At 59.7% G+C, this 23844-nt stretch carries 18 protein-coding genes; 2 read left to right on the forward strand and 16 right to left on the reverse strand.

The genetic code is table 11. The annotated features are described in order from the left end of the window. The first annotated feature begins 15 nt into the window (after window positions 1-15). On the forward strand, window positions 16-1269 hold the full coding sequence (locus GRAN_RS15875; protein ID WP_128913951.1) for an amino acid deaminase: 1254 nt from the start codon (window positions 16-18) through the stop codon (window positions 1267-1269). 14 nt (window positions 1270-1283) lie between these two features. Here GRAN_RS15875 and GRAN_RS15880 read toward each other — a convergent pair whose 3' ends face one another. Next, window positions 1284-2057 carry an SDR family NAD(P)-dependent oxidoreductase gene (locus tag GRAN_RS15880; protein WP_128913952.1) on the reverse strand — a complete coding sequence of 258 codons (774 nt, stop codon included), beginning with the start codon at window positions 2055-2057 and terminating at the stop codon, window positions 1284-1286. Between the two features lie 131 nt (window positions 2058-2188). Here GRAN_RS15880 and GRAN_RS15885 point away from each other — a divergent pair, with 131 nt between their 5' ends. Beyond that, window positions 2189-5131: an FAD-binding and (Fe-S)-binding domain-containing protein gene (locus tag GRAN_RS15885; RefSeq protein WP_128913953.1), complete on the forward strand. Its 2943-nt coding sequence runs from the start codon at window positions 2189-2191 to the stop codon at window positions 5129-5131. A 225-nt stretch (window positions 5132-5356) separates the two neighbouring features. On the opposite strand, the gene GRAN_RS15890 is transcribed toward GRAN_RS15885, so the two are convergent. The 15 genes from GRAN_RS15890 to GRAN_RS15960 form a co-directional block, all read right to left on the reverse strand. Beyond that, the gene (locus tag GRAN_RS15890) at window positions 5357-6055 is read right to left on the reverse strand and encodes a carbohydrate-binding protein (protein WP_241654692.1); all 699 of its coding nucleotides are present in this window, start codon (window positions 6053-6055) and stop codon (window positions 5357-5359) included. Between the two features lie 43 nt (window positions 6056-6098). Further along, on the reverse strand, window positions 6099-7634 hold the full coding sequence (locus tag GRAN_RS15895) for a protein adenylyltransferase SelO (protein WP_128913954.1): 1536 nt from the start codon (window positions 7632-7634) through the stop codon (window positions 6099-6101). Between the two features lie 31 nt (window positions 7635-7665). Next, window positions 7666-7839, reverse strand: a complete 174-nt coding sequence (locus GRAN_RS27045; protein WP_421800848.1) for a helix-turn-helix domain-containing protein — start codon at window positions 7837-7839, stop codon at window positions 7666-7668. Window positions 7840-8175: 336 nt separating this feature from the next. After that, window positions 8176-9876, reverse strand: coding sequence for a DUF6519 domain-containing protein (locus GRAN_RS15905; protein WP_128913955.1), 1701 nt, complete (start codon window positions 9874-9876; stop codon window positions 8176-8178). Between the two features lie 13 nt (window positions 9877-9889). Then, the gene (locus GRAN_RS15910; protein ID WP_128913956.1) at window positions 9890-12061 is read right to left on the reverse strand and encodes a hypothetical protein; all 2172 of its coding nucleotides are present in this window, start codon (window positions 12059-12061) and stop codon (window positions 9890-9892) included. Beyond that, window positions 12058-15642, reverse strand: coding sequence for a putative baseplate assembly protein (locus GRAN_RS15915; protein ID WP_128913957.1), 3585 nt, complete (start codon window positions 15640-15642; stop codon window positions 12058-12060). The genes GRAN_RS15910 and GRAN_RS15915 overlap by 4 nt, the downstream gene beginning before the upstream one ends. Window positions 15643-15734: 92 nt before the next feature. Next, window positions 15735-18671 (reverse strand): baseplate J/gp47 family protein, encoded by a 2937-nt coding sequence (locus GRAN_RS15920; RefSeq protein ID WP_128913958.1) that lies wholly within the window; start codon window positions 18669-18671, stop codon window positions 15735-15737. 19 nt (window positions 18672-18690) lie between these two features. Then, window positions 18691-19056 (reverse strand): GPW/gp25 family protein, encoded by a 366-nt coding sequence (locus tag GRAN_RS15925; protein WP_128913959.1) that lies wholly within the window; start codon window positions 19054-19056, stop codon window positions 18691-18693. A 19-nt stretch (window positions 19057-19075) separates the two neighbouring features. After that, window positions 19076-19405, reverse strand: coding sequence for a hypothetical protein (locus GRAN_RS15930; protein WP_128913960.1), 330 nt, complete (start codon window positions 19403-19405; stop codon window positions 19076-19078). A gap of 24 nt (window positions 19406-19429) precedes the next feature. After that, window positions 19430-19945 (reverse strand): phage baseplate assembly protein V, encoded by a 516-nt coding sequence (locus GRAN_RS15935; protein ID WP_128913961.1) that lies wholly within the window; start codon window positions 19943-19945, stop codon window positions 19430-19432. Next, the gene (locus GRAN_RS15940; protein ID WP_128913962.1) at window positions 19942-20283 is read right to left on the reverse strand and encodes a hypothetical protein; all 342 of its coding nucleotides are present in this window, start codon (window positions 20281-20283) and stop codon (window positions 19942-19944) included. Before GRAN_RS15940 ends, GRAN_RS15935 begins: the two co-directional genes overlap by 4 nt. A 98-nt stretch (window positions 20284-20381) precedes the next feature. After that, on the reverse strand, window positions 20382-21107 hold the full coding sequence (locus tag GRAN_RS15945; protein ID WP_128913963.1) for a hypothetical protein: 726 nt from the start codon (window positions 21105-21107) through the stop codon (window positions 20382-20384). Continuing rightward, on the reverse strand, window positions 21104-21478 hold the full coding sequence (locus GRAN_RS15950; RefSeq protein ID WP_241654699.1) for a LysM peptidoglycan-binding domain-containing protein: 375 nt from the start codon (window positions 21476-21478) through the stop codon (window positions 21104-21106). The genes GRAN_RS15945 and GRAN_RS15950 overlap by 4 nt, the downstream gene beginning before the upstream one ends. After that, window positions 21478-22134, reverse strand: a complete 657-nt coding sequence (locus GRAN_RS15955) for a hypothetical protein (protein ID WP_128913965.1) — start codon at window positions 22132-22134, stop codon at window positions 21478-21480. The genes GRAN_RS15950 and GRAN_RS15955 overlap by 1 nt, the downstream gene beginning before the upstream one ends. Next, the gene (locus GRAN_RS15960; protein WP_128913966.1) at window positions 22131-23765 is read right to left on the reverse strand and encodes an eCIS core domain-containing protein; all 1635 of its coding nucleotides are present in this window, start codon (window positions 23763-23765) and stop codon (window positions 22131-22133) included. The genes GRAN_RS15955 and GRAN_RS15960 overlap by 4 nt, the downstream gene beginning before the upstream one ends. Window positions 23766-23844: the final 79 nt, after the last annotated feature.

Genomic DNA, 23844 nt, shown 5'->3' on the forward strand with positions numbered 1-23844 from the left:
CGGAGGCTCCCTTCCTTGAAAGATTGCCCGCTATCTTCCCTCAACAAAGGGGTAGGTCACCTTGAGCAACCCGCTCCCTCCGGAGACATCACGTCGTTCGGATGGAACCTCCTCCACGAGGACCTCAGCCTACCCACAGCCGTCCTGTACGAAGACCGCCTGAAACATAACGCCGATTGGATGCAGAGCTTCATCGCCGCCTACGGCGTCAAGCTCGCCCCCCACGGCAAAACCACGATGTCCCCAAAGCTCTTCGATCTGCAACTCAAGACCGGAGCATGGGGGATCACGCTCGCGACCCCGCATCAAACGCTCGTTGCCTACGAGCACGGCGTACGCCGCATCCTCATGGCGAACCAACTCATCGGCAAAGAGAACATGGCGATCATCAGCCGCCTCCTGCAGGATCCAGCCTTCGAATTTTTCTGCCTCGTCGATTCCGTAGCGCAAATCGAACAGCTCGGCACCCTTTTCTCACGGAAGAACCAACGCCTCAAAGTTCTCATCGAACTCGGAGTCACGGGTGGACGCACCGGTGTTCGCGACGAGGCCCAACTCCAGTCCGTCCTCGAAGCCCTCACCACATGGACCTCGTCCCTCGCGCTCTGCGGAGTTGAAATGTACGAGGGCGTTCTCAAAGAGGAAGACGCCATTCGCGATTTCCTCAAGAGAGCGGCAAGCGTCACCCAAACGCTCATGGAACAAGGCCGTTTCGTGCGTACCCCCGCCATCCTCTCCGGAGCTGGCTCAGCCTGGTACGACGTCGTAGCCGAAGTCTTTTCCAGCGCGGGCTTCGGCGAAAGCGTCGACATCATCCTTCGTCCGGGTTGCTATCTCACCCACGATATCGGCGTCTACCGAGATGCTCAAACCAAGATCGAGCAGCGCAACCCCATCGCGCACAGCATGCGCTCCGGGCTTCTGCCCGCCCTTCAGGTTTGGGCCTACGTGCAATCCATTCCTGAGCCCGAGAAGGCCATCATCGCCCTCGGCAAGCGCGATGCCGCCTTCGATCTAGGCCTCCCTCTGCCCACCCTGCACTTCCGTCCCGGCGCATCAGAACCATCACCCGCATCCGGGCACTGGACTCTTACCAACATGATGGATCAGCACGCCTACATGACCATCAGCGAGGGCGACGACCTCCACGTCGGAGACATGATCGGCTTCGATATCTCGCACCCATGCCTCACCTTTGACAAGTGGCGCTCGCTCCTCGTGCTCAACGCCAAGTACCAGGTAATCGACGCTATCCAAACCTTCTTCTAACGGCGCATGCGAACCTAAACGAACCCACCATCGATAACATAGCTCTGATTCGTGATGGCCGCGCTGTCATCCGCAGCCAGAAACAAGACCAGCCTCGCGACCTCCTCAGGCAGAATCATGCGCTTGAGCGCCTGCCTGCTAAGAATCTCAGTCTTGTAAGTCTCCGTCAGCCAAAGCCTAACCTGCCGTTCCGTCTGGATCGCCCCGGGCATCACGGAGTTCACCCGAATGTTATCGCCGCCAAGCTCATGAGCCAGCGTGCGCGTCATCCCCACAACCGCCGCCTTCGCCGTGACATAGACCGGATTGTTGATCGAAGGGATCACCCATCCGATCGAACTCATGTTGATGATCGACCCGAACTTCGCCTTCTGCATAGCCGGTATCACGCTCTGCACCGTAAAGAACTGCGCTTTCAGATTGATAGCCATCCCCCGGTCCCACGAAGCCGAGGTCACATCAGCCACCGAGTGCCGCGTATCATTCCCCGCATTGTTCACCAGCACATCGACCGTGCCGAACTGACTTACAATCCCCCGCATCACAGCCTGCAGCGCATCCACATCCGTAAGATCGCACCGAAAGTAAGTCGGCGTAACACACCCCACGCCCTCCAGCCGTCGTATCAGTTGTTCAGCAGCCTGATCCTGAATGTCAAGAAACGCAACCGTCGCGCCCTGCATGGCAAACGCCTCGACGAGCGCCTCCCCGATCCCGCTCGCGCCACCCGTCACCACAACGACGCGCCCTCGCAAACTCGGATACTGTGCGTAGTTCGTCTCCCCCATCGCAACCCTCCCTGGCCTCAAACTCTCACTCAGTTCCCGCTACAGCATACAGAGAGAAGTAAATCTCAGTCCTCACAACGCATCGCAACAAACGTTTCCCCATCCTTCGAACCCTCAGGTATCGTTTTGCCATGACTTCCGCTTCGCCGTTCCAGATCCTCACCGACAGGCCCTCCAATCTCCACCAGCACCCCCACGAGGGCTTCTCGGATGCCGCCCGCCTCGAAGCGAGACTCCGGCAGACGGTCAAAGGAGAGGTAAGGTTCGACGACGCATCCCGCGCACTCTATGCGACCGACGCCTCCAACTATCGGCAGGTTCCTATCGGGCTCGTCGTCCCAAAGACCATCGAAGATGTCATCGCCACTATCGCTGCCTGTCGCGAGTTCGGGGCACCCATCCTCTCCCGCGGCGGAGGCACAAGCCTAGCCGGCCAATGCTGCAACGTCGCCGTCATCATCGACTTCTCGAAGTACCTTCGCGCCATCGTGGCCCTGGATCCCACCGCCCGCATCGCTCGCGTCGAGCCTGGCATCGTTCTCGATGCCTTGCGCCTCGAAGCCGAACGCTTCGAACTCACCTTCGCCCCAGACCCCGCGACCCACAGCCGCTGCACCCTGGGCGGGATGATCGGCAATAACTCCTGTGGTGTCCACGCGCTCATGGGCGGTAAAACCGTCGACAACATCGAAGAACTCGACATCCTCCTCTACGACGGAACCCGCATGCGCGTCGGTCGCACCAGCGAAGAGGAGCTCTCGGCGATCATCGCCGCCGGCGGAGCAAAGGGCCGAATCTACGCCGCTCTCAAACGCCTTCGTGACACCTACTCCACCCTCGTCCGGGAGCGCTTCCCTGACATCCCACGACGCGTCTCCGGTTACAATCTCGACCAACTCCTCCCCGAGAACGGCTTCAACGTAGCCCGTGCCTTGGTTGGCAGCGAAGGCACCTGCGTCACGATCCTCGAAGCAGTCTGCGAGCTGAAACCAAGCCCGCAACATCGCCGCCTCGTCGCCCTTGGATTTGCCGATCCCTTCATCGCAGCCGACCACGTCCCGTCCGTCCTCACCTTTAAACCGATCGGTCTCGAAGGCTTCGACGGCCTCCTCGTCGACTACATGCTCCGCAAGAACCTCGTCGTCGACGACGTCAAACTCCTCCCGCAGGGACGAGGCTTCCTCCTCTGCGAGTTCGGTGCCGACACCCCCGAAGACGTCGACCGCATGGTCACCGATCTCCTCGCCGGCGTTCCCTCCTTCGACCAGCGCCCCGTCGTCGCCCAATACACAGCCGAAGAAGCCGCCCGCGTCTGGAAGGTCCGCGAATCCGGCCTCGGTGCCAGCGTCTTCGTCCCCGGCGAAGAGAACTGCTGGGAAGGCTGGGAAGACTCCGCCGTTCCACCCGCGCAGCTAGGCAACTACCTTCGCGAGCTCTTCACTCTCATCGAAGCCTACGGCTACAAGACACCAATGTATGGCCATTTCGGCCAGGGCTGCGTCCATCTCCGCATCACCTTCGACCTCAAGACAGACGCAGGCGCAAAGAAGTACCGCCGTTTCATCGACGAAGCCGCGGACATCGTCCTGAAGTACGGAGGCTCGTTCTCCGGCGAACACGGCGACGGACAAGCCCGTGCCGCCCTGCTCCCCAAGATGTTCGGCCCCGAGCTCATGCAGGCCTTCGCTGAATTCAAAGCCCTCTGGGACCCGTTGAACCGCATGAACCCCGGTAAGCTCATCGACCCCATCGCCGTCTACGATCCCATCGAGAACCTCCGCATAGGTCCCGGATATGAGACCACCAAAGTGGAGACATGGTTTCAGTACCCCGGCGACCACGGCTCCTTCAGCGACGCGACCACCCGCTGCGTTGGCGTCGGCGCATGCCGCAAGCACGACCACGGAACGATGTGCCCAAGCTACATGGCAACGCGCGAGGAGAAGCACTCCACCCGCGGCCGCGCCCATCTTCTCTGGGAGATGATGCAGGGCAACGTCATCAAGGACGGCTGGCGCAGTAACGAGGTCAAAGACGCTCTCGACCTGTGCCTCTCCTGCAAGGCCTGTAAGACCGAATGCCCCGTCAACGTCGACATGGCCACATGGAAGTCCGAGTTCCTGGCCCACCACTACGAAGGCCGATTCCACCCGCTCTATCACTATGCCTTCGGCTTCATGGACCGCTTCGCCAACCTCGCATCCCTCGCCCCGTCATTAGCCAATCTTCCGATGCGCATACCCGGAATCGAAGCGATGATCAAGCAAAGTCTCGGCATCGCGCCTCAGCGAACCATCCCACGCTTCGCACCGAGCAGCTTCACCTCAACCTTCAGATACACACCATCATCAGGCAGCCAAGCGAGTAAAGACGTCCTACTCTGGCCCGACACCTGGAATAACTACTTTCATCCCGAGGCCCTCGCTGCGGCGTCTGAAGTCCTTCACGCCTCAGGCCACACGGTCACCACGGCCAGAAAGCACATCTGCTGCGGACGTCCCCTCTATGACTTCGGCTTCCTTGACGAAGCCCGCAGCTATCTCCGTCGCATCCTCGAAGAGTTCGCCCCGCAAATCGACGCAGGCATCCCTGTCGTTATGTTGGAGCCAAGCTGCGCCAGCGTCTTCCAAGACGAGCTCATCAACTTCTTCCCCAAAGACGAGCGCGCCATCCGCCTCAGCAAGCAGACCGTCATGTTGAGCCAGATCGTCGCGAACAGCTCCTCCAACTGGCACCCACCTCAGCTAAGCGGCCGCCGCATCGTCGTCCAGGGACACTGCCATCAAAAGGCCCTCATGACGATGAAGGATGACGTCCGCCTCCTCAAAGCCACCGGTGCAGAGATCGACATGCTCGACAGCGGATGCTGCGGCATGGCCGGACCGTTCGGCTTCGAAGCGGATAAGTACGAGGTCTCGCAGACACTCGCTGAGCGTGTTCTCCTTCCAGCCGTACGAGCCGCCGCAAAAGAAGACATCCTAGTCAGCAACGGCTTCAGTTGCCGCGAGCAGATAAGCCAGAACACCGACCGTCGCGCAGTTCACCTGGCGGAGGTCCTCGCCGGCCGATGCTAAGCGCCAATGACTACTGTTCGCGAAGCAGTGCGGACGATATCTCTTCAATACCCTGCATGGTCCATCTCCATCCAGCCGACAATCGAGCAAGTACAAAGAGTAAGAAGATCGAAAGTACCTGGAAGAAGCTGCACCTGCTTCGTCATTGTGAAGCCTGCTTTGGTTAGGGGACCAGACCCACCCTCCCCCAAACTTCAAAGAGGACCGATAAATCCGCAAATTCGCTCACTTCCCTCCGGCTCGATGCAGTACTTCCTTGAAGTCGAACGACTGCAGGTTCATGTTGCCGCCGGATAAAGTGTGAACAGTCAGTACTGACCGGCCCGCACCAAGCTGTATCACCGCCATATCCGTCATCCGGTTCCAATGGTGCCACTGTCGCCATGCAATGGGATCTGCGGCGTTATAGGTTGATTGAACTTGAAGCGGTCCTGTGGCATCTTTCCCATTCACATCGACCGAGACCGTGCCCCCGCGGTTCGACGTGTACAGCAGATCCATACTATACGTTCCAGCGTGCGTAGCGTCGACCGTGATCCTGAACCACTCACCCGGTTCCGTCCAGCCAACATACAACAGATCGGCGGATGGCTGAACCAGATCATAGGGACTGTTGTCGATCGAGTCGTGATATTTCGTGTAAGAAGTATCGACACCCTCATCCTTACGAAACTCATTTAGATAGGTCCCGTCAGCAGGATTCAGGCCGCCGCTACCTTGATTCTTGGCGTCGCTATCATGGTATGCGATACCTTCCCCACCAATATCATAGAAGGCACACTCGATCTTACCGGGTACTTTCTGAGCACCAGCCGTATGACACCCATCCTCATAAGGAACACCGCGATATTCGCCGACTTGTCCTCCCTGAAGGAGGGAACCGAAGACAACTCCGAGGCTCACAACAAGCGAACGCGTCAGCATAACTAACTCCTGGCGGAAAGATCAATCTAGCGAAAGCTCAGGCCTACGTTCCACAAAACGTCTCGCGAACACACTCTTCCGCACTCGCCGGCTGCGCATAACGCTGCAGATCAGGTCTATCCTCATAAGGCCGGGCGACGACATCGAGCAACTCCTCAAATGGCTTAAAGTCCTGCCGCTCAACAGCCGCGTCGATCATCGCCTGAACGATGTGGTTGCGCGGAATATACAGCGGATTTGCTCTCCGCATCATCGCAACCCTGTCTTCGGAGCTTGTTTCCGCACGCAAGCGCAGATGCCAGCCCACGGCCCAGGCATCGAAAGCCGTCGGATTGTCGAACAACTCACGCACCGCCCTATCATCATTCTCTGAAGCAGCCGCATCGCAGAGCCGCCGAAACGTGAGTGTGAAGTCCGCTTCATTCGCGGCCATCCGTGTCAGGAGATCATCCACCATCGCGGCATCACCCTCTCGCTCCGTCAACAGCCCAAGCTTGCGTCGCCATCCCGCGTCCCGAGCCGCCTCAAACTGCGGGCCAAAAGCCGCCAACGCCTCCCACGCACACGCGATCGCCGCCTCTTCGCCACCCTCCTCCGCCGCCAGCAGAGGCAGCAGCGACTCCGCAAGCCGGGTCAGATTCCAGTGTGCAGCGGCCGGCTGGTTGCTATACGCATAACGCCCCTGCCTGTCGATCGAGCTGAACACCTTGTCCGGCTCATAAGCTTCCATAAACGCACACGGTCCATAGTCGATCGTCTCCCCCGATATCGAAGTATTGTCCGTATTCATCACCCCATGAATGAAGCCCAGAAGCATCCATTGCGCGACCAGCCGGGCATGCCGCGCGATCACTCCATCCAGCAGAGCCCGATATGGCTTCTGCATCTGTGCGGCCTCGGGATAGTGCCGGGCGATCGCATAATCAGCCAGACGCTTCGTCCCGTCGACATCTCCTCGCGCAGCGAAGTACTGGAACGTCCCCACCCGCAGATGGCTGGCCGCCACCCTGGTGAGGATAGCCCCCGGCAGAGCCCTCTCGCGAAACACCGGCTCCCCCGTAGCCACCGCCGCGAGCGCCCTCGTCGTCGGCACCCCCAGCGCTGCCATCGCCTCACTCACAACATACTCACGCAAGACCGGACCCATCGATGCTCTACCATCGCCACCCCGTGAAAAGGGTGTCCTCCCAGACCCCTTTAGCTGAACGTCATATCGCACACCATCCCGTCCCACAATTTCACCGAGAAGATTCGCGCGGCCGTCTCCAAGCTGCGGCACGAAGTGTCCAAATTGATGCCCTGCATAAGCAATCGCCAGGGGCTCCGCCCCCTCGGCAACGAGATTTCCCGAGAGGATTTCTACGCCCTCCCGGCTCTCCAACTCTTCCGGGGCCACCCCAAGACTCAGCGCCAGCTCCCTATTTACCTTTATGAGCAAGGGCGTCGCGACCCGCATGGGGTAGATCCGCGCGTAGAAGTGTTCCGGCAACCGCGCGTAAGTATTCTGAAATTGAAGAGGGGCAGAGCGGAGATTCCCCCCCGAGAACGCTGCGGGCACTTTTTCGGAAACACTCACCATATACATATTCTCGCAGATCCTGGAAGCGCGTTTACAGAGACTGGTCGCAGTCTCCTACTCCCCTTTTCAGATATTCCCTTGGGCTGGCTCCAACCACTCGCTTGAATGCCTTACTGAACGCAGCATCAGATTCATAACCGACCGATCGGGCAACGTCGGCGAGCTTTTTGTCACGCTGTTCGAGTAACTGCATTGCCTTCTGCATCCGCCACTCGGTCACATATTCCAGCGGCGTTTGTCCGAGCAGATCTTTGAAGCGCACTGCGAATGCGGCGAGACACGCCCGCTGCCTCGGACAGAGACTCGACTGTCCATGGCGCACCCACACTATCGTGAAAAGCAGTCAGGGCAGTGCCGATTTGAGGATCGAATACAGCACGAAGCCATCCTTGGTTTGCATAATCCGTCACGACTTGGCTTCCAGTCCGTTCAGTCCATGACCAAGTAACCTAAAGCGGCTTGGGGGAGGAGCGTTCGGTCAAAACCAGATGCTCATCTCAGTTCTAACTTCACCAAATTCTTCACCGAATTGCGCGCTTGTTTACATCAACTTTGCCAGGGGCTCGAATACCTCCAGATTGCTGGTTACGTCGAACTGCTGTCCGGCGACTACAGTAACCTGCGCCAAAGGCGCGTAGTGATGAACGATTCCATCAGGAGCTTTCGCGAGTGGTATCGTGCTTCCGTTTGCGTCCAGAACGTAGCTGCCGGAAGGATCGGTGAGCTTCGGCCATTCAACATCGTCGGTAGCGATGCGGGCTGGAATCAGCCAGTAGTCTGAGCTTCGATACGCGTTTGTCGCGTCCGTCGATGGCGCGCCCAACGGTTCGAAGTAGATTTCCACACCGGCCTCAAGCGCCAGCCAAACGCCCTCCTGAATCAACGCCGCGCCATCTGTTCCCAACGTCAGTCCAGCTTCAGCAGGGTCACCCGATTTCTGGTCCCAGCGACGGAGCAAAGGGTGGAACGACGCTGTATTGCCGACGCCGGCGGTGGGCGTGCCGACAAGCGTCGCTGTCGCCGACGCCTGATCGAGCGACTGGACCTGCAGTAGCGTTCCCGGCGTGTTCAACAGCACAGAACGATCGTCCTGCACCTCGACCCAGTCGCCGGAGGATAGGCCGAAGCGATCGTCGCGACCGAGGCTTTCGAGCGCTATGACGTTCGTGTCTCCACCCTTCACAATCGGAAATACAACCGAACCGTTCTCTCGCGACCACTTGAAGGTCGCCGCAGTGCTGGCCGCGTCTGTGTTTGTGCGGTCCCATGCCGTTCCGGGACGATGAATTTCAACTCGGTATAGCTGGTTCTCCGGTCCCTGGTAGCTAGAGTTCGGCGAGATGATGCACGGGTTGGACTGTGCGCTGGTCTGCTTCGCGCGCGCCTTCAGTTTTCCATTGGTCGGTGGCTGCAAAAACAGATTGAGCTCCTGCTTTGTCAATCGAGCACCTACCTTCTCTCCTGGAAGCGTCTGGGTAGGAGGAAGCGCCTTGACCTGCCACACGATCTTCGAGCGCGTGGCCGTATCCGCTCCGCCGAGAGCGACCTCGCGCATACTGTCGGCTTCGACATAGGTCAGATGCCGCTCCCAGACATCGAGATAAAGTTGCATGGAACCCGTCGTCTGCAACGCGGGGGCGCCGGGATAATCCGGCTGCGTGAGATAGGTGATCACGCGAGTCAGCATCGAATTGGCCGGGGCGCCGAACGAAAAATCGGTTGGAAGTTGCAGCGTCAACTGCGACTTGGCAGCCTGCGCGTCGGTGATCAACATGACCGTCGGTGGAAACGCGGGGGCTTGGTTCGGCGGCGCGTTGTCGTAGAGGAAGACGTACTGATTCGCCGCAAACTCCGTTCCGTCGACGCTCCAAGTTGGGACCGTGATCACATTGTTGATTACGACTCCGTTCATCGTCGTCGACGATGGCGTAAACCTGATCGGCGTAGAACCGGCTTCGCACAGAATCCCATCGACGTAGTAGTGTCCCAGGCCGATCTGAAAATCAGTCGTGATCGTCTGATTGTTGGCGTTGACCGGAAGCTTCAGGACTCCAAAGCCGCAATCGTAGGCTGGCCCTCCGGCCGGCCCGATCAGGTCTGCTGCGAGCGTCCGGAGATAGTGCAGGAGGATTGCGGCCTGTTCGTTCCAATCGGCATCGAGCTGCACGCGTCCTTGCTGCATCAGGACGCGAGCATAGTGGTTGTTCGGGTCGAAGGTATTGCGGGTCAGGTCGGCCTTCATGATGAAATCCTTTCTAACTTGCGAAGCGTATTCCGGCGGTCATGCCGGCAGGAGTGTACTCGTCGAGACGAGCGCCGAGGTTTGAAGCGCGCTGCGTCTGATAGAGGTCGTGGAAAGCGCCCATCTCCGACTGATCGTCGGCCCCGCTCGTGATCTCGGTGGCGCAGGCATCAGCGAGCTGGCAGTAGGTAGCGTTGCCGTAACGAACGCTGTTGAACTGCGGTCGAACCCGGAGGCGTTCGCTGATCGGCCAATTCGTGCGGTCTGCCAGCGAAAGGCCCTCACTTTTAGCCAGCGCGACCGCGGCTGTTTCAACGAGTTCGGGCTGGCACTCGCAGCGGGGCGGAGTCCGCGAACCCTCCGTGACATAGCAGAAACGCATGCAACCCTGCTGACGTCGGCAGACACGAATCGCGCCCATGAAGATGCTGTTTTCTGCCAGCGTAAAGGACCGCGCTTCGATTCTGCCAAAGACAGTGGTGCGTCGAATATCCAGTACGGCATTGGCGCAGAGCTTTTCCGGCGCGCCGATCGCAACGCGCTCCTCGCTGGTCGCGTCGAGAATGCTGTCGCTGATGTGAATGGTGACGGGATTGTAGAGCGCCTCGTCCCGGTTTACCTCGATAGCTCCCAGGATGCTGTGCTCAATCCGCACGCACGCCACGTCGCCATCGAGTTCGAGGCTCGCTTCCATCGGTCGCGTCGGCTCACAGCACTGGTCGATACCCCAGCCGGGCACCAGGGTGCAATGGCGTATAAGCAGGCCAGCCAGCTCCCCTTGCACCTGAACTCCGCGTCCAGTGACGATAATGCCATCCATTACAAACCAACTCGTGGGCTTGCCGTTTTCGGCGGCTGCGCCAGTGATGGTCAGATCGTCGGACTGCGAGGTCTGCCAGTTCAACAAGCGGACTACTGGCCGCTTGCGATTTGCGGCGCGCAGTTGCAGCGTCTGGCCTGCATTCAACGTCAGGTTGACAGGCTCTGCATAAACACCGCTGTCTGTAATTTCGATCACAGCGTTGACTGGAGCGTCGGTCTGCCACTGCTTGATTGCGTCGTTGATGTGGTTGAAGCTTTCTTGCTCGCCGACGAGATATAGCTGTGACGACGCGGCCTCAGAGACCGGCCGGCCATACTCGCCTCCGCCCATGTCCGCGCTAAAACCGTACGAATAAGAGACCCACACCGTACTCCGTCGCGCGGTGGTCGGAGGAAACGCGATGCGTCCCAGAACCGGATCGACCGCGACGTTGCCCGGCAGCGGACGATACGTCCAATCCGTCAGGTCAGCGGCTACGATTTGATCCGATGGAACGAGCTTGCGCGGGTAGTCCAGCCAGATGGCAATGCTCTTGCCATCCCCGTAGTAGTTCGCTACGCCCTTCCTGGCGGCGAGGTCCCGGCGCGTGATCGGCACCGGGAAATTCAGCTTGCCGGACGCGGCACCCGCAGTCGGCTGCGGCCGGTTGAACAACTGCGAGTCATTTCCGAGCACACTGAAGAGGAAACAGTTCGGCCCCTCTTCATCCAGGCAGAGAGCTGGAGCCTGGGTGACGGTATAGCTCTTCAACCGCCACACGAACACCCCAACATCGGACGCGTTGTAGAGTTCCGACGAATGCGAGGTTGCAATTCCGCGTATGTCGACACCATGCGCGAAGTGCTGGAATGGTCCGCGCAGATTTGCCAGCGCATCGCCTTCACGAATGTCCACCGTTCGCCCGCGGTGCAGATGCAGGAAGTTGATGTTCTGGGTGTAGCTCAACAGGCGGTAGAACTCCGTCGCGCGCGAGGGCCATCCCGCAACCGTGGATGCCAGCTCTTCTAGCACCGCCAGCGTTCCCTTGCGGCGACGCAGGCGCACGGTGTTGGCAACGTCGCCGCGCGGGATCAGGATGCGTTCCCGAAGCTGCGCACGCTGATCGTTTACAGGCGTCGGTTCGCCGGTCTGATAGAGGGGCGCATATCCGACCAGGTCGCCAATATAGGGAACTACCCAGTCCTGGCAGGTCTCGATGAACCAGTTATCGTAGAGCCGCGCGATGTCGGCATCGACAAGATTCACCTGCTCCGAGATGACCTGCAGAAGCGCGCGAAGTTGGTAGCCGCTCTCGGCGTCGCGCGTGCGATAGATTGCCGGGAGCAGATCGTAAAGCCGGTCCGGATTAGAGGCGGTTATCATGCGCTGATCTCCGTCAGGATGAGAGTGTCTTGAATGTCAGGGCTTAGTGTCACCAGTTGCGCCGCGAGAATGCGCAGTGCCGGGTCGGTCTGAGTCGGATCAATTCGCGCTAATTTCGCAGTCACCACCTGCTGCAGGCCGAGCGTGGAACCCAGCGCCGCGAGTTGATCGCCGGTCACCGTATCCGCGACCGATGCGAACGTTGTGACGTTTAGGTATGCGACGCCCTCGACTGCCTGGATCGCGGCGATCGCCTCGCTGAGATAGGCGCTCTGGCCGAAATCGCGGGTCTCGAAGCTGTAAAGCGCCAGCAGCGCCGAGCGAATCGCAGGAAAGACCGATTCGACTTCGTAGTCCGGCAGCAACTTTACGCCCGCGCTGATGACGAGCAACTTGCTGCCACGCTGCGCCAGTTGCAGCGGTTGGCGAAGCTCGCCGTATTTCATGAGGGCGAGCAACAGGTTCTGGTAGAAGAGGGAGTTCGGATCGATAACAATGTCCCCGTTGCCCGCGATTGTGAGATGAATAGTCAACCGCCGCCCGTCGCTAATCAGTGCGCTGCTTGCCTTTGCAATTCCGGCATAGGCGCGCGCAAAGCTTGCATAGTCAGAGACCGATACAAGTCGGTCAAGCGCCAGAAGAGCGATCGGGACGTTACTTCTTGCCTGGTCGGTCGTATCGCCGTCCGCGCCGCCCGAGGAGGCCAGCGGATTGATAACGGACTTGACTCCCAGAGGCTGCGTCGCAAGTTGACTGATCTGGTTTGCAGCTACGTTTCCAGCCGATCCGGTGCCGAACCGATACGTCGCTTTTACGTTGCCGTTGCCGCTGGGGACCCGTGCGCCGTGCGTTCCATTGCCGAAGGTGACCTTGGTCTGATCGGTGTCGTCTGCCTGCGTGACGTATTCGCGGTCGCGCGGGCCGGAGAGAACGAAGTTGTCGGTCTCGCTCCACGCGATCTCATTCACGCGCACCGTCAGCGTGCTCTGCGCGCCCAGCGGAGTCGGGGCGGGCAGGTAGGTGAGTGGTGACATGTGGAGGTCGAAGCTCTGGAACGCTTCACTGGCGTCGCCGTTGCCCAGCACCTCGCCCGTGGTCTGTCCATTGGTGGCAAGCACCACGTTTGCGTTGATCGTGGTGTTTGCCGGATCGTACGTGTACGCGAGCGCATTCGCCAGCGTAAGTATGGTATGAACCGGCCGCGTCGTAATTCGCCACGCGATCGTATCGCTCAGCCTCGACGCGGGGATGACGCCATCGGGAAAGGGCTGATTGTTTACCGGATCGACCAGCAGCCCTGCGAAGTCTCCAAAGTTGCCTATGCGTTCATCTTGGGTCGGCACATAGGCGCTGGCATAGACTCCCGGCGCCAACTGCACTTCGTCGGAGTATTCCTGATTTGTTACTGTGGGCAGCGGCAGAGTGGATGTAGTGGACCCGGGAGTGCCGACAGCCAGCCGGTCGCCGTTGGAGTTAGCGTCCGTGTAATAGGCGATCTGCTTGAACGGAACAATGCCAGTTGGAAAGTCGACGCTCAACAGCGACCGCGAGCCCTGCTTGACTGATGCGATCATCGCCAGCTCGCTGGCAGTCACGCCGGTCGTTCCCGGAACATCGGTACGCTCACCCGAAACGACGATCCATCTGCCTGAGTCGAGACCGTCGTAGAGATTGGCAAGCTCGATTGTGCTGCCTTCGATGTCGTTGTCGAGCGGCTCATCTGCCAGACCGAGTTCTTCGGCCTGCGCATACACAACCGTGCCGCGCAATGCGGTTTCGGAACCCAGAAATTTAGTCAGGCTGTCGCTGTTGTCTGCGAGATCGTCCAGCCACGGAGGGTTGACAGTCAACTGTGTCGACTTGGCGTTATATCCGTAGCTTACGAGTGTCTTCGATGCACCTGCTCCCGTGCCTGCGGCTGCGTTGTCTACCTCGGCCATTGCGGACATCGTCACCGTGTTGACACTAACTACCTGGTGATAGGTGGTGATCGGTGTGGCGGTTCCGCCAATGATGTCCGGGCGTGAGATTGCAATCCAGGTTCCTGCGACGACTTTGTTGTAAGTGCTATCGAGCGCCACTGTCGGCAATGCCCCAGTATCGGGAGCGAGCGAACCCCAAGCGGGCTTGATCGACACCCCCCCGAAGCCGATCAGCTTGTTGTTTCCGTCATAACCAGGCAGCCCGCTGCTGGTGCTCGCGAACAAGCCTGCCTTCACGCGAATCGCACTCACCGACACCTGCGCGGAGGCTGCCTGCGCGCCGCTCCATGCCTTGTAAAGGGTCGGCGCAACTCGCGGGTGCAGTGCGGTGAGCAGTCGCGGTGCGAGATCGCTCTGACGCGAGAAGGCCTGCTGGACGTTACGCTTCAGGCGCACCGCATTGGCAGGCTGCACCGAAGGAGGCAGCGCCAGGGGAGTAAGCACCTGCGAGAGTTTTGTGAGCGCAGAGCCCGGTGCACCCTGCTGAAGCGTTGCCAGCATCGGCAAAGGCTTGTAACCCGACTCCTCTCCGGCGAGCCCGCCAGCGCCCGTTGGTGCGGGTGCGAAGGGCTTTCCGCCGGAATAGGATCCGTTGCCGTACCCGGACACCTGTCTCCGGAACTGGCTGATGTCGCGGAGCAGGTCGGCCAGCCAAGGCTCCAGCCGACTGAAACGCCGCTTCACACTCAGGTCATGCCAGCCCTCAATCTGGGGCCGAATCGATGCGGCAAGCGAGGCAGGATCGTCTGTGAGTGCCACATTTTTGAGAAATGTGGTTAGGAGATTGGAGACCTGGTTGCCCAGATCGATGTCCACGAAGATGCTCGCCGCCTCATCGATATAGGGCTGAAAAATCGATGACGCAATACTTGCCGCAGTCCCGGTGAAATTTGAGGCAGGCCGGTCCAGGGTCACCTCGGTGCGGTTTGCACCGGCCTGCGCGTCGACCGTCCGGATGAGGCGCAATTGAACAAAAGATCCGTCTTCACCGGCCTGGATCAGGATGTTGTCGCCAGCGGTCAGGTTCGTCGTTAAGCCGGTGAAGTACATCGTATCGCGGGTCGCTGCGTCGGTGCCCTCCGTGCCGTTCTTCGTCGCGTCTGCGCTGAACGAGATGAACTGCGAACGCGTTGTTCGCGGGACCAACGCGTTCCATACGTCGCGCGCTGCAAGATCGATGGACGATTCGAAGAACTGCGGCTGCTCTCCCGGGCCGGGAATGCTTTGCGCGCGCGCCCCGGATGGGATCACCCCGTTGAACCCATCGATGACAGTAAATGCCAGGTAGACACTTGCAGAGACTGGCGGTCGCAGTCGATATCCGACCAGGCCCGCCAGTTCAAGAATGGACCGGTGTTCGGTTGCGGTCCGAAGATAACCCTCGTTCGCAATTCGTTCCTGGTAAAAGGTCAACACGTCCGCAACCGTGGCCCAGGCATCGAGCAGTGCAATCGATGGATCCGACAACTCGCGCGTCGTGAGAGCTCGCAGCGGATAGACGCGTGTAAGGGTCGGGTCGGCATCACCCTCGGCGACGTCGAGCGCGAGACTCGAAAGCCGCGCGATCATGCTTTCGAAGAACGATCCGTGCGTGCCCATGCGATATCCAAGCGCAGGTAGCCCGGGCCGATTAGTCTCCGGCAGCGGAGTGACAACTTCAACGCCGGTGCAGCAGCCGCAACTCGAATGACTCATCGTCCACCTCGCATATCAAGCACGAGCACACCGTTCTCGGGAGTGTTCGGATCGTTGTCCAGCCGTGCGATCTCAAGCGGCCCAAGCTTGAACACAGAGTTCGCCGGGACCTCTGACTTCGCCGGCCCGGAGAACATCTCTGCGCTGCTTAGCCGCTCCAATTCCGTGACCTTCACGCTCAGCACACCGGGCACTGCCTGCACCGCGGCGATCAACTGGCTGATATAGATGCCCTGGCCGAACGTGAGCCGGTCGGGGCTGAAGAGTCCCTCGGAACCGCCACAAGGCTTCGAGCTTCCCAAAGCAGCGCGCACCGCAGTTTCGACATGGCCGCGAAAGTAGTTCGGCAGAACACAGACGCAAATCGTAACCTTCAACGGCACATATTGCGCGGCGTTCACCTGAAGGTCGTATCCCATGCGCCGGAAAGGTTCCAGGTATAGCTTGACCTCTTCGGTCAGCGACGTGTCCGCGCCCTCTTCCTCTTCGGGGTCTAGCGCCACGGTTGCCGTGTACCAGCTTCCCGTCCAACGCAGTACTGCTTTGGCGTTTTGCAAACGCCGAAAGCGCGAGGTGCAGATGCTTGGATCGGCCGGGATAAGCGTGTCGCGGATGGCAAGCCGACGGGCGTTGTCCTTTGCGATTGCCGCATAGTCGTCCGCCGTAATCGCGCGTTCAAGCACGTTGCCGAAACTGTACGGCGTAAACTTCTTGACCTCTTCAATCGGTTCCGGATCGACCCCGCCAGTCGCCGCTAGTGGATTGCGCGGCGTGAGCGTTACTCCGCTCAGGGTTTCCTGCTCGAAGACGATGTAACGAATCGATTCGGCCCCAACGTTGCTGTGCGTCCCGTTGCCGATACGGTAGCTCGCTTTGAACTCGCTGCCCGCTTCAGGCGACATGCCTAAGACGCCATCGCCGAAGCGCAGATGCCCGTAGCCATCGTTGTCTGTCTCAACGACGAAGCTCTGGTCATCCGGCCCCGACTCCAGCAAATCGATTGCAGGCGACCACGTCCGCGTGAGCGTCGTAAGGTCGCCGAGAAGCGCAATCTGCAACGTCGAGGGCAACGGCTCCGATCCGTCCCACGCCGCTATCTGCTGTTGTGTAGCTTTACTCAGCTTGCCCCGCAAAGACTGAGCCGCGGCGTTCGTCTTGTCCTTGAGCGCTTTCGCCAGACCGAATGGCAGAGCAAAATCATCGAAGGTAAACAGCGGCTGCGCGTCCGTCGCGGTGAAGAGCGGCCCCGCCGGGATTTCACTCAGGGAGATGCACGGCAGCGCGGTGCGCGGGTCCTGTACCACCATCCCCGCCGCCGAGCAGGTTACTTCTATTGGTTGCCGCGAGGTCAAGGGCTCCCGCGTAAGCGTGGGCGCAAATTGCCCCGCAGTGATCGTGATCGATGCGGGCGTGCAGCAATCCGAGCAGGTCGGGGCTGAGGATGCGGTGGGAACAATGCCAATCGTTTCGCTCACAGTCTGGCCATAGTCGACCAAGACCACGTTGCCGCGCGCGACGCTGACGTCTTCCATGCAGGAGCAATCGGGCGCGGGCTGTCGCGAGGACAGGCACAGCGGAAACGTAAGAGCGTCTTCAGAGTCCCACTCGATTTCAAGGACCGGCTGCCCAGCCGGTTGCTGGTCCGATTGTCCGGCTGAGCTGTAGAGCTTGTCGACGGATTGAGTCACTTTGGTCAGACGAACCGCCTGGCGATGCTTTGGATCGGCATCCGCCGGGTTGCCGGTGTGAGGGCCAAGGACCTCTTCGAAGATCAGCACATCTCCCGCCTTGAGTTGCAGCACACGTGACGGCCCGCCAGTGTCGGATGGCGGAGCATCGCCGGCCTTTGCGTTGTCCGGCCCGTGCTCGTAAGTGGCCGCGCCAATATTTCCAGCAGGCGGGTTGCTCGCAGCGGGCTGTACCCATCCATCTACCAGGGTCGCCGAGGTCGAGCCCTTGCTCAGGCAGCAGCGGCAGTCTCCCCAGGTGTACAAACTGATCTTGCTGTGGCTTGCGAAAATCGTGATCTGCGAGGTTTCCGTGGTTGTTATCGCGCGAAAGACCTCATACTCCGTGGCCGGCACATTCACCAGGTCTGCAGGCGCGAGGATCGAGTTTGCCGGCGACCCGGGGTAGGCCGTGATGAAATAAATCGCACTCAGATCGAGCGGTTGATCGATGCTTGTACCGATCGTTATCCAGGCTCTTGAGTTGCAGCCTTCATGCATCCTGTAATCGACTAACCGGGCATGCCTGCGCACCGAGATACGCTCGCGTGCGGTGCCAAGATAGGCTTCGGTCGCCACAGCGTCCTGGAAGTAGCTCAGGGAGTCGCCAGCGTAGGCGAGCAGCTCCACCAGTGTGACCCCGAGATCGGCTGCATGGGTCTCCTGCCACTCCGGCATGATGAGTGCGAGCCGGTCCAGGATCAGTTGGCGGAAGCTCTCGTAGTCTTTCGCGAGGTAATTCGCCTCGGGCCCATCGTTAGTTTCAGCCGGACAGCAAGGCTGCGTTCTGCAATCGAGAGTGGTCGGGCAGTCCGACTTGAAGCTGAATGAAACGCTCGCGTAAAAGCGGTCGAACCCCTGCATGGGGGTCTCCGTCGGCATCCCACTCTCGTCAAGCGCGACACAGCGCAGTGTATAAGTTGAGAAGTCGCCCGCCTTATCGACTCTCAGTTCGAGATGATCGTCCAGCGTTGGATCCTTCTGTCGAACGACGCGCAGCGACGTGACAACGATGCCTATGATCCGGCTGCCGCCTGTAATCACAACATTTGCGCGCTCGATCTTTTCCGGCGCCTTGCCCAGAAAGTAGACATACAAGGTCGTCTGGCTCTCGCCGAGCTCGACATAGTCAAGCCCCAGCAACGCCGCCTTGCGCACATCTTCGAGCCTGTTCTGGTCGCTGCACATCCGGTCTAATGTCTGCATATGTGCTCCAATTACTTGCTTACTGCCCAGCAGAACTTCGCACAAAAGTCTCGGTGCGGCTGTCGCCTGTACTCTTCACGATGTAGCTCAACATGACGTTGAGGGTCGCATCATCGGCCGTAATGGTCAGTGATTGCACGTCGATCAGGTCTCCCAGAAACTGCTGCACCGCGGCCTGCGTGGTGAATTGCAGCGCCGACGCCAGTTCGCGGCTATTGGGTGAAAAGACAACCTGCAAGAGCCCGCTTCCAAAGTCGGGCCGGTTTAACCGTTCGCCCGGATTGGTAAACAGCAGTTGCTCGATCATGTCGCGGATGTGGTCGTCATCGTCGGTCGACGCGGTGCGACCGCGACCGTCGATCTGGTACGGATAGGCGATATTCACGATGCGAACCTCCTCTCTGCTACATCGCTGTGACGCGGGTCTGCGTCACCGAAATAATGAGCGGCGTTCCCGATGGAACGCATAACGCCTGACTACTGAGAACGACCAGAGGCTGGCCGTTTGAAAGCACACGAGTGGATCCGGACGGCGGAATCCATGTCGCCGTCACGCAAGGCCCGTTGGCAACAATGGGCGGCGGCAGCGTACATCCCGCGACCGCATAAGGCCCGCTGATCAGCACGGTCGACTGCCCGCTTACCATAACTCGAGGATTTGGCACCGTTGGTTGCGCCTGGCCGCCGTGTGAGCAGAGCACCGTTGCGCCGACATGTACTAAAAAACCTGGCATACCTTTCCCTCAAAGTTCGTAACGCTAGACCACCACCAGCGCGCCTGCATTCACCGTTACCGACGGGCCTACAAGCGTGATGCTGGCACCCTTGCCGTTTTGGATATAAATACCCGTATCGTTCACGATCAGCGTGGCCCCGGTTGTGCTCTTCAGCATGATGCCGCCTGTCGGGCCCGGCAGATCGCTTACGACGATCGCATTCTGCAATGCACTTTGAATGACGATGTTCGGGTCTCCGGGAACGCCCAGCAGCGCGAGGGGCGGCACCTCCGCTGTGCTGCCCCACCAGCCGCCCGTCCACACCGGTCGGTCGGGGTCGCCTGCTTCGAACTGCACCCAGACTCCCGCGCCAATCTGCGGCACCATGTATGTCCCCATCTGCTTGCCGGCAATGGGCAGAGCAGGCATGGCCCACGTCGTCGGCGTAATGCTCGAGACGTCGGGTACGAGCACTGAGATCCGGCCCATCAACAATGGGTCGATATTCAGCACTACCGTGCCGCGATAGATTCCGTAATACTTCTCGCCTTCCTTCATACACTCACCGATGAGACAGAAGATCCCGTACCGCCTCGCGCCAGCGTGAAGCTTTGTTTGTACTCGCCGCGTTTGATGTTGTGGGTCACGCTCTTCACGTAGTACTTTCCGTCGTAGTAGCCGCCGGCTCCGCGCACTGCGGCAAGCTGACGTGCCTTAAACACTTTTCCGTAACGCAGTACATCCAGTTGCCCGCTCCCGCTGATCACTTCCGACGTTTTGAACAACGCTGCGAGCGCTAGCAGTGCCGCGCCTACGATGTTTTCGTTGGCCGTCGGCCTCAATTGCTGACTCTTGAGCGGAGTCGGCGCATGGGCCGCCAGCGGCGCTTTCAGCAAGTCGATGTTCGGTATCGGTATCGGTATCGGGATCTTCGTCGTCGGCTCGATGATGGTCGCGAAGTATTGCGTCGCGATTGTTCCGTCGTAGGAGAAGCTCAGCGCATCGATACATCACAGGCGACTCCAGTCGTTAGACAACTTCGTCTATTCGTGTTCGCGTCGAAGTTGATGGTTAGCGCCGACTGCGGGCTGCCGAACAGCTTGCTGATGTCCGGCCCCCAGTACGCCAGGCTCTTGCCCGGCGTGGGCCCGGGGTCGAGATAAAATACCGCGCCCACACCTCTCGCCATCGCGCTGATGAAGCTGTAGTCCGATCCCTGCTGCTTGATGAATCGATCCAGCGGGTTCTCGATCTGTGGAATGCTTGCCGGGATCGCCAGCGGGATGACCCCCAGTACGGCGTACTTCGCCAGGATCAGTTCGACGATCGCGAAGTCGGGAAGCGCCGGATAAGGGATGCCTGTGAGATCGAGAAAGTCCATCAGCGCCGTCAGGTCCAGCCCTGTGATGCTCAGTGTGGATTTGCCCGGTTTGTCGGATGGGCTGATGTCCTGCCGCGTGATGATGCCGTCCATCAACACCTCGGTCGCCCCGTTGATGGTCACGGCGATGATGACACGCTGCCGGGGATCGAAGGCTCCCGCGTTGAGCATCTTCTGCACCACGGATTGTTTACCCATGGTGAACCTGAGTTGAAAGCCTGCCTGCGTCCCGACCGTCGATGAGACGCTCACATCTGTCAGCGCATCGATGACAGGCTGCGGCACCGGGCTCGCCGAGAACGAACCCATCATTAACGTTAGATAGAAACCCCTGTTCATAATGAGCTTCCCGTGATGCCTTGAGGCAGCGTGATGCGCAGCTTGCTTCCCAGCGTCGTGAGCAGGTCTTCGGGACGCATCGCGCTGTTCGCATCGGCAATTTGCCAGAAGAGTTCCGGGTCGCCGAGATACTGCGCCGCGATGTTGTCCAGGCGTTGTCCCTGCGTCACTGTTGCCGTTTGCAGCAACTGGAATGAATCTGCTGGAGGGACGAACCGCCGGGTGAGATAGATTATTGTGCGACCATTCGCCGCGGTCATGCTTGTGGTCGGCAGACCGTAGTAACGGCTGGTTGGCGTGAAGAGATTGCGCTCGAGCGAAGTCTGCGCGAGGAGGGCCTGTACTGGATCGGTCGGCATGTTGCTGTTCATCAGATACCTCGAATTCCAAGGGGTGTGAGTGCGGTAGCCGCCTGCATTCTGGAGAGCGTTTCTTTGTTCTGCTGATAGACCATGTAGAGGTTGCCGCTTTTGTTGCCGAAGTCGAGATCGTCCGTGCTGAGCACACGCATGCCCAGGCTTACTTTCGCGCGGATCGGGTTCAGCTTCGCGTCGAACGCTTCTTCGGTGATACTCAGGTCGGTGATGCGCACCGGAACGATGCGGTTCGTGCTCCAGACAAAGAGCACAAACGCCGCCTGGATTGGCAGGATTTCGAGCGTGCCCTGCTGCGCGAGCGTGTAGTTGTTCTGAAGCGTCGCGGAGCTTGGATATACGATGGTTTCAAGCACGGCGAGTTGGGGAAAGATTCCATTCTGCAGCGTGCCTTGATTCTGGTCCGGGAACTCGAGTTGGTCGGTCGCGTCGATCTCGGCGTCTACCTTGAACGTCTCGACTGGTGGCCCCTTCAGACGCAGGGCTTCAGAGCGATCGCCGCCCTCCTCCGCGCCCTGAATCTTCAGGGTCCGCGTGAAGCTGTCCGGGTTGTACTGCAGCACGATCACCTGCAGAACCTTCGTATAGGTGTCCGGGTCGAGCAGCACAAGGCCACCCTTCAGAATGCGAGGCGATCCAGGGAATGCGCTCATGCCGTCTTACCATCCGGTGTCGCTGGCGCAGCGGGTGCTGCGGCTGTGGCGGTTTTGCCTGCATCAGGAGTCTTACTGGCTGTCGCCGCCGCCGTTGATGGGTCGGGATTCAGGCTGATCACGACGATCGGCGTCTCCGCGTCGCCCGCCGCGACCTTGTTTGTACGCGCGCCTCGGGCGTCCGGCCCTGCGTTGATCCGCTCCACCACGGGGCCGACTTTCTCATTCGCCGAGAAACGAACCGCTCCGCCGAAACGTTGCACCTTGTAGTCTTTATTCACCTCTGGCCCGCCACTGCCGAAGAACTGTTCGAAGCCGGCAACCAATCCTGATCTGCGTGACTTCCGTGGGGGCGTGTTGGTGCCGCCCAGCAGGATTCGTGCGGTGGCATTTCCTTCTTTATCGTGCGCCCCGGCCCTTGCTTTGAAGGTGACTGATGCGTTGCTGTTGGCGGACCCACCCTCATATCCCGTGGCTTGCCCCGGCTCGGTTCCGCCGTCTTTGATATCGCTGCCGTTGGCATGAATCGTTACAAAGAAGTCTGCTGAGTTTTCTTTACCCTGATTAATGTTTAGAAGGTGATACGTCTTCTGGAAGTCAGGTTTATCCGCTGGTTTGTAGACTTTGGACTTAGAAGATTTAGTGGTAACTTTTTTTGCGGATTTCCCTTTTCCCTGGGTCGTTTCTTCTTCGCTTCCTGTCTCGTCGGTCTCCGAATCGACGTCCTTATCCGGAGCGCCAATCTCTTTCAGATCCAGCCCTTTGATCTCCGGAATGTCCGCATCAGTCACGTTGATACCGCCGCTCGTTGGCTCCGCTGTCGGCGGATCTTCCGCCGCCTCTGCGGAGCGGGCAGCCAGGTTCGCAGATTTCAAACCGGTATAGAAAGTTGTAAGTGCGCTGACACCGGCGATGGCTGCGCTTGCATCCGCCGCTTTCGCGCTCGTCTTCGCCGCAGACGCGCTCGTCGCTGCCGAGTCCGTCTGGCTTTGAATCTGCGCAGCGTTCGGCTCTACCCTCTGGACCGACATCCCTTCTGCTGCCCGACCATTCGACGATAACGAGGCGGGCCGCCGTGTTGCCTTGCACTCATTCCCGCCCGTCCGTTCCTGTGTGGCTGCGTCTCCAACCGCACGCGCCTCGCGCTCAAACGAGTCCGACGGGTGGCTCACCTGCACTCCATCTCCAATCGAATTTCCCGCGACCGGGCCCTGCGATTGCTGCACGACGTGGGTCAGCTCATGCGCCATCAATTGCTGTCCGCTGAGCGTTCCCGGGCTATATCGGCCAGTGTCGAACGCTATATGCGAGCCTGCGGTATAGGCCACTGCCTGTACCGCTCTTGCCGAGGAAGCCGCGTCCTGGTCCGTATGTACGCGCACGCTGCTGAGGTCATAGCCGAGATGCGGCTCCATCTGCGACCGCGTCTGCGCATCGAGCGGCCGTCCGGGTTGGGCCACCGTTCCTCTCACCGCCGCTGCCGCATCCGAATGCATTGCATTGCCGTTGGCCTGCCGCTGCACGCTTATTTGTCGCGACGCTGATTGGCCGGTGCTGAACAGGCTACCGGAAGACTGCGTGGGCTTTACCGCCGCGCCCTGTCTCGTCGAAACTGCCGCTTGTCTGCTCATAGCGCTGCCCCCGAGCTCTTCCGTTGCGTCGTGTTTCCTGTGCGGGTTCTTATGCGACCGTCTGTCGGACCCAGGCTGC

Origin of the sequence: Granulicella sibirica, assembly GCF_004115155.1 — a bacterium.
GTDB lineage: Bacteria > Acidobacteriota > Terriglobia > Terriglobales > Acidobacteriaceae > Edaphobacter > Edaphobacter sibiricus.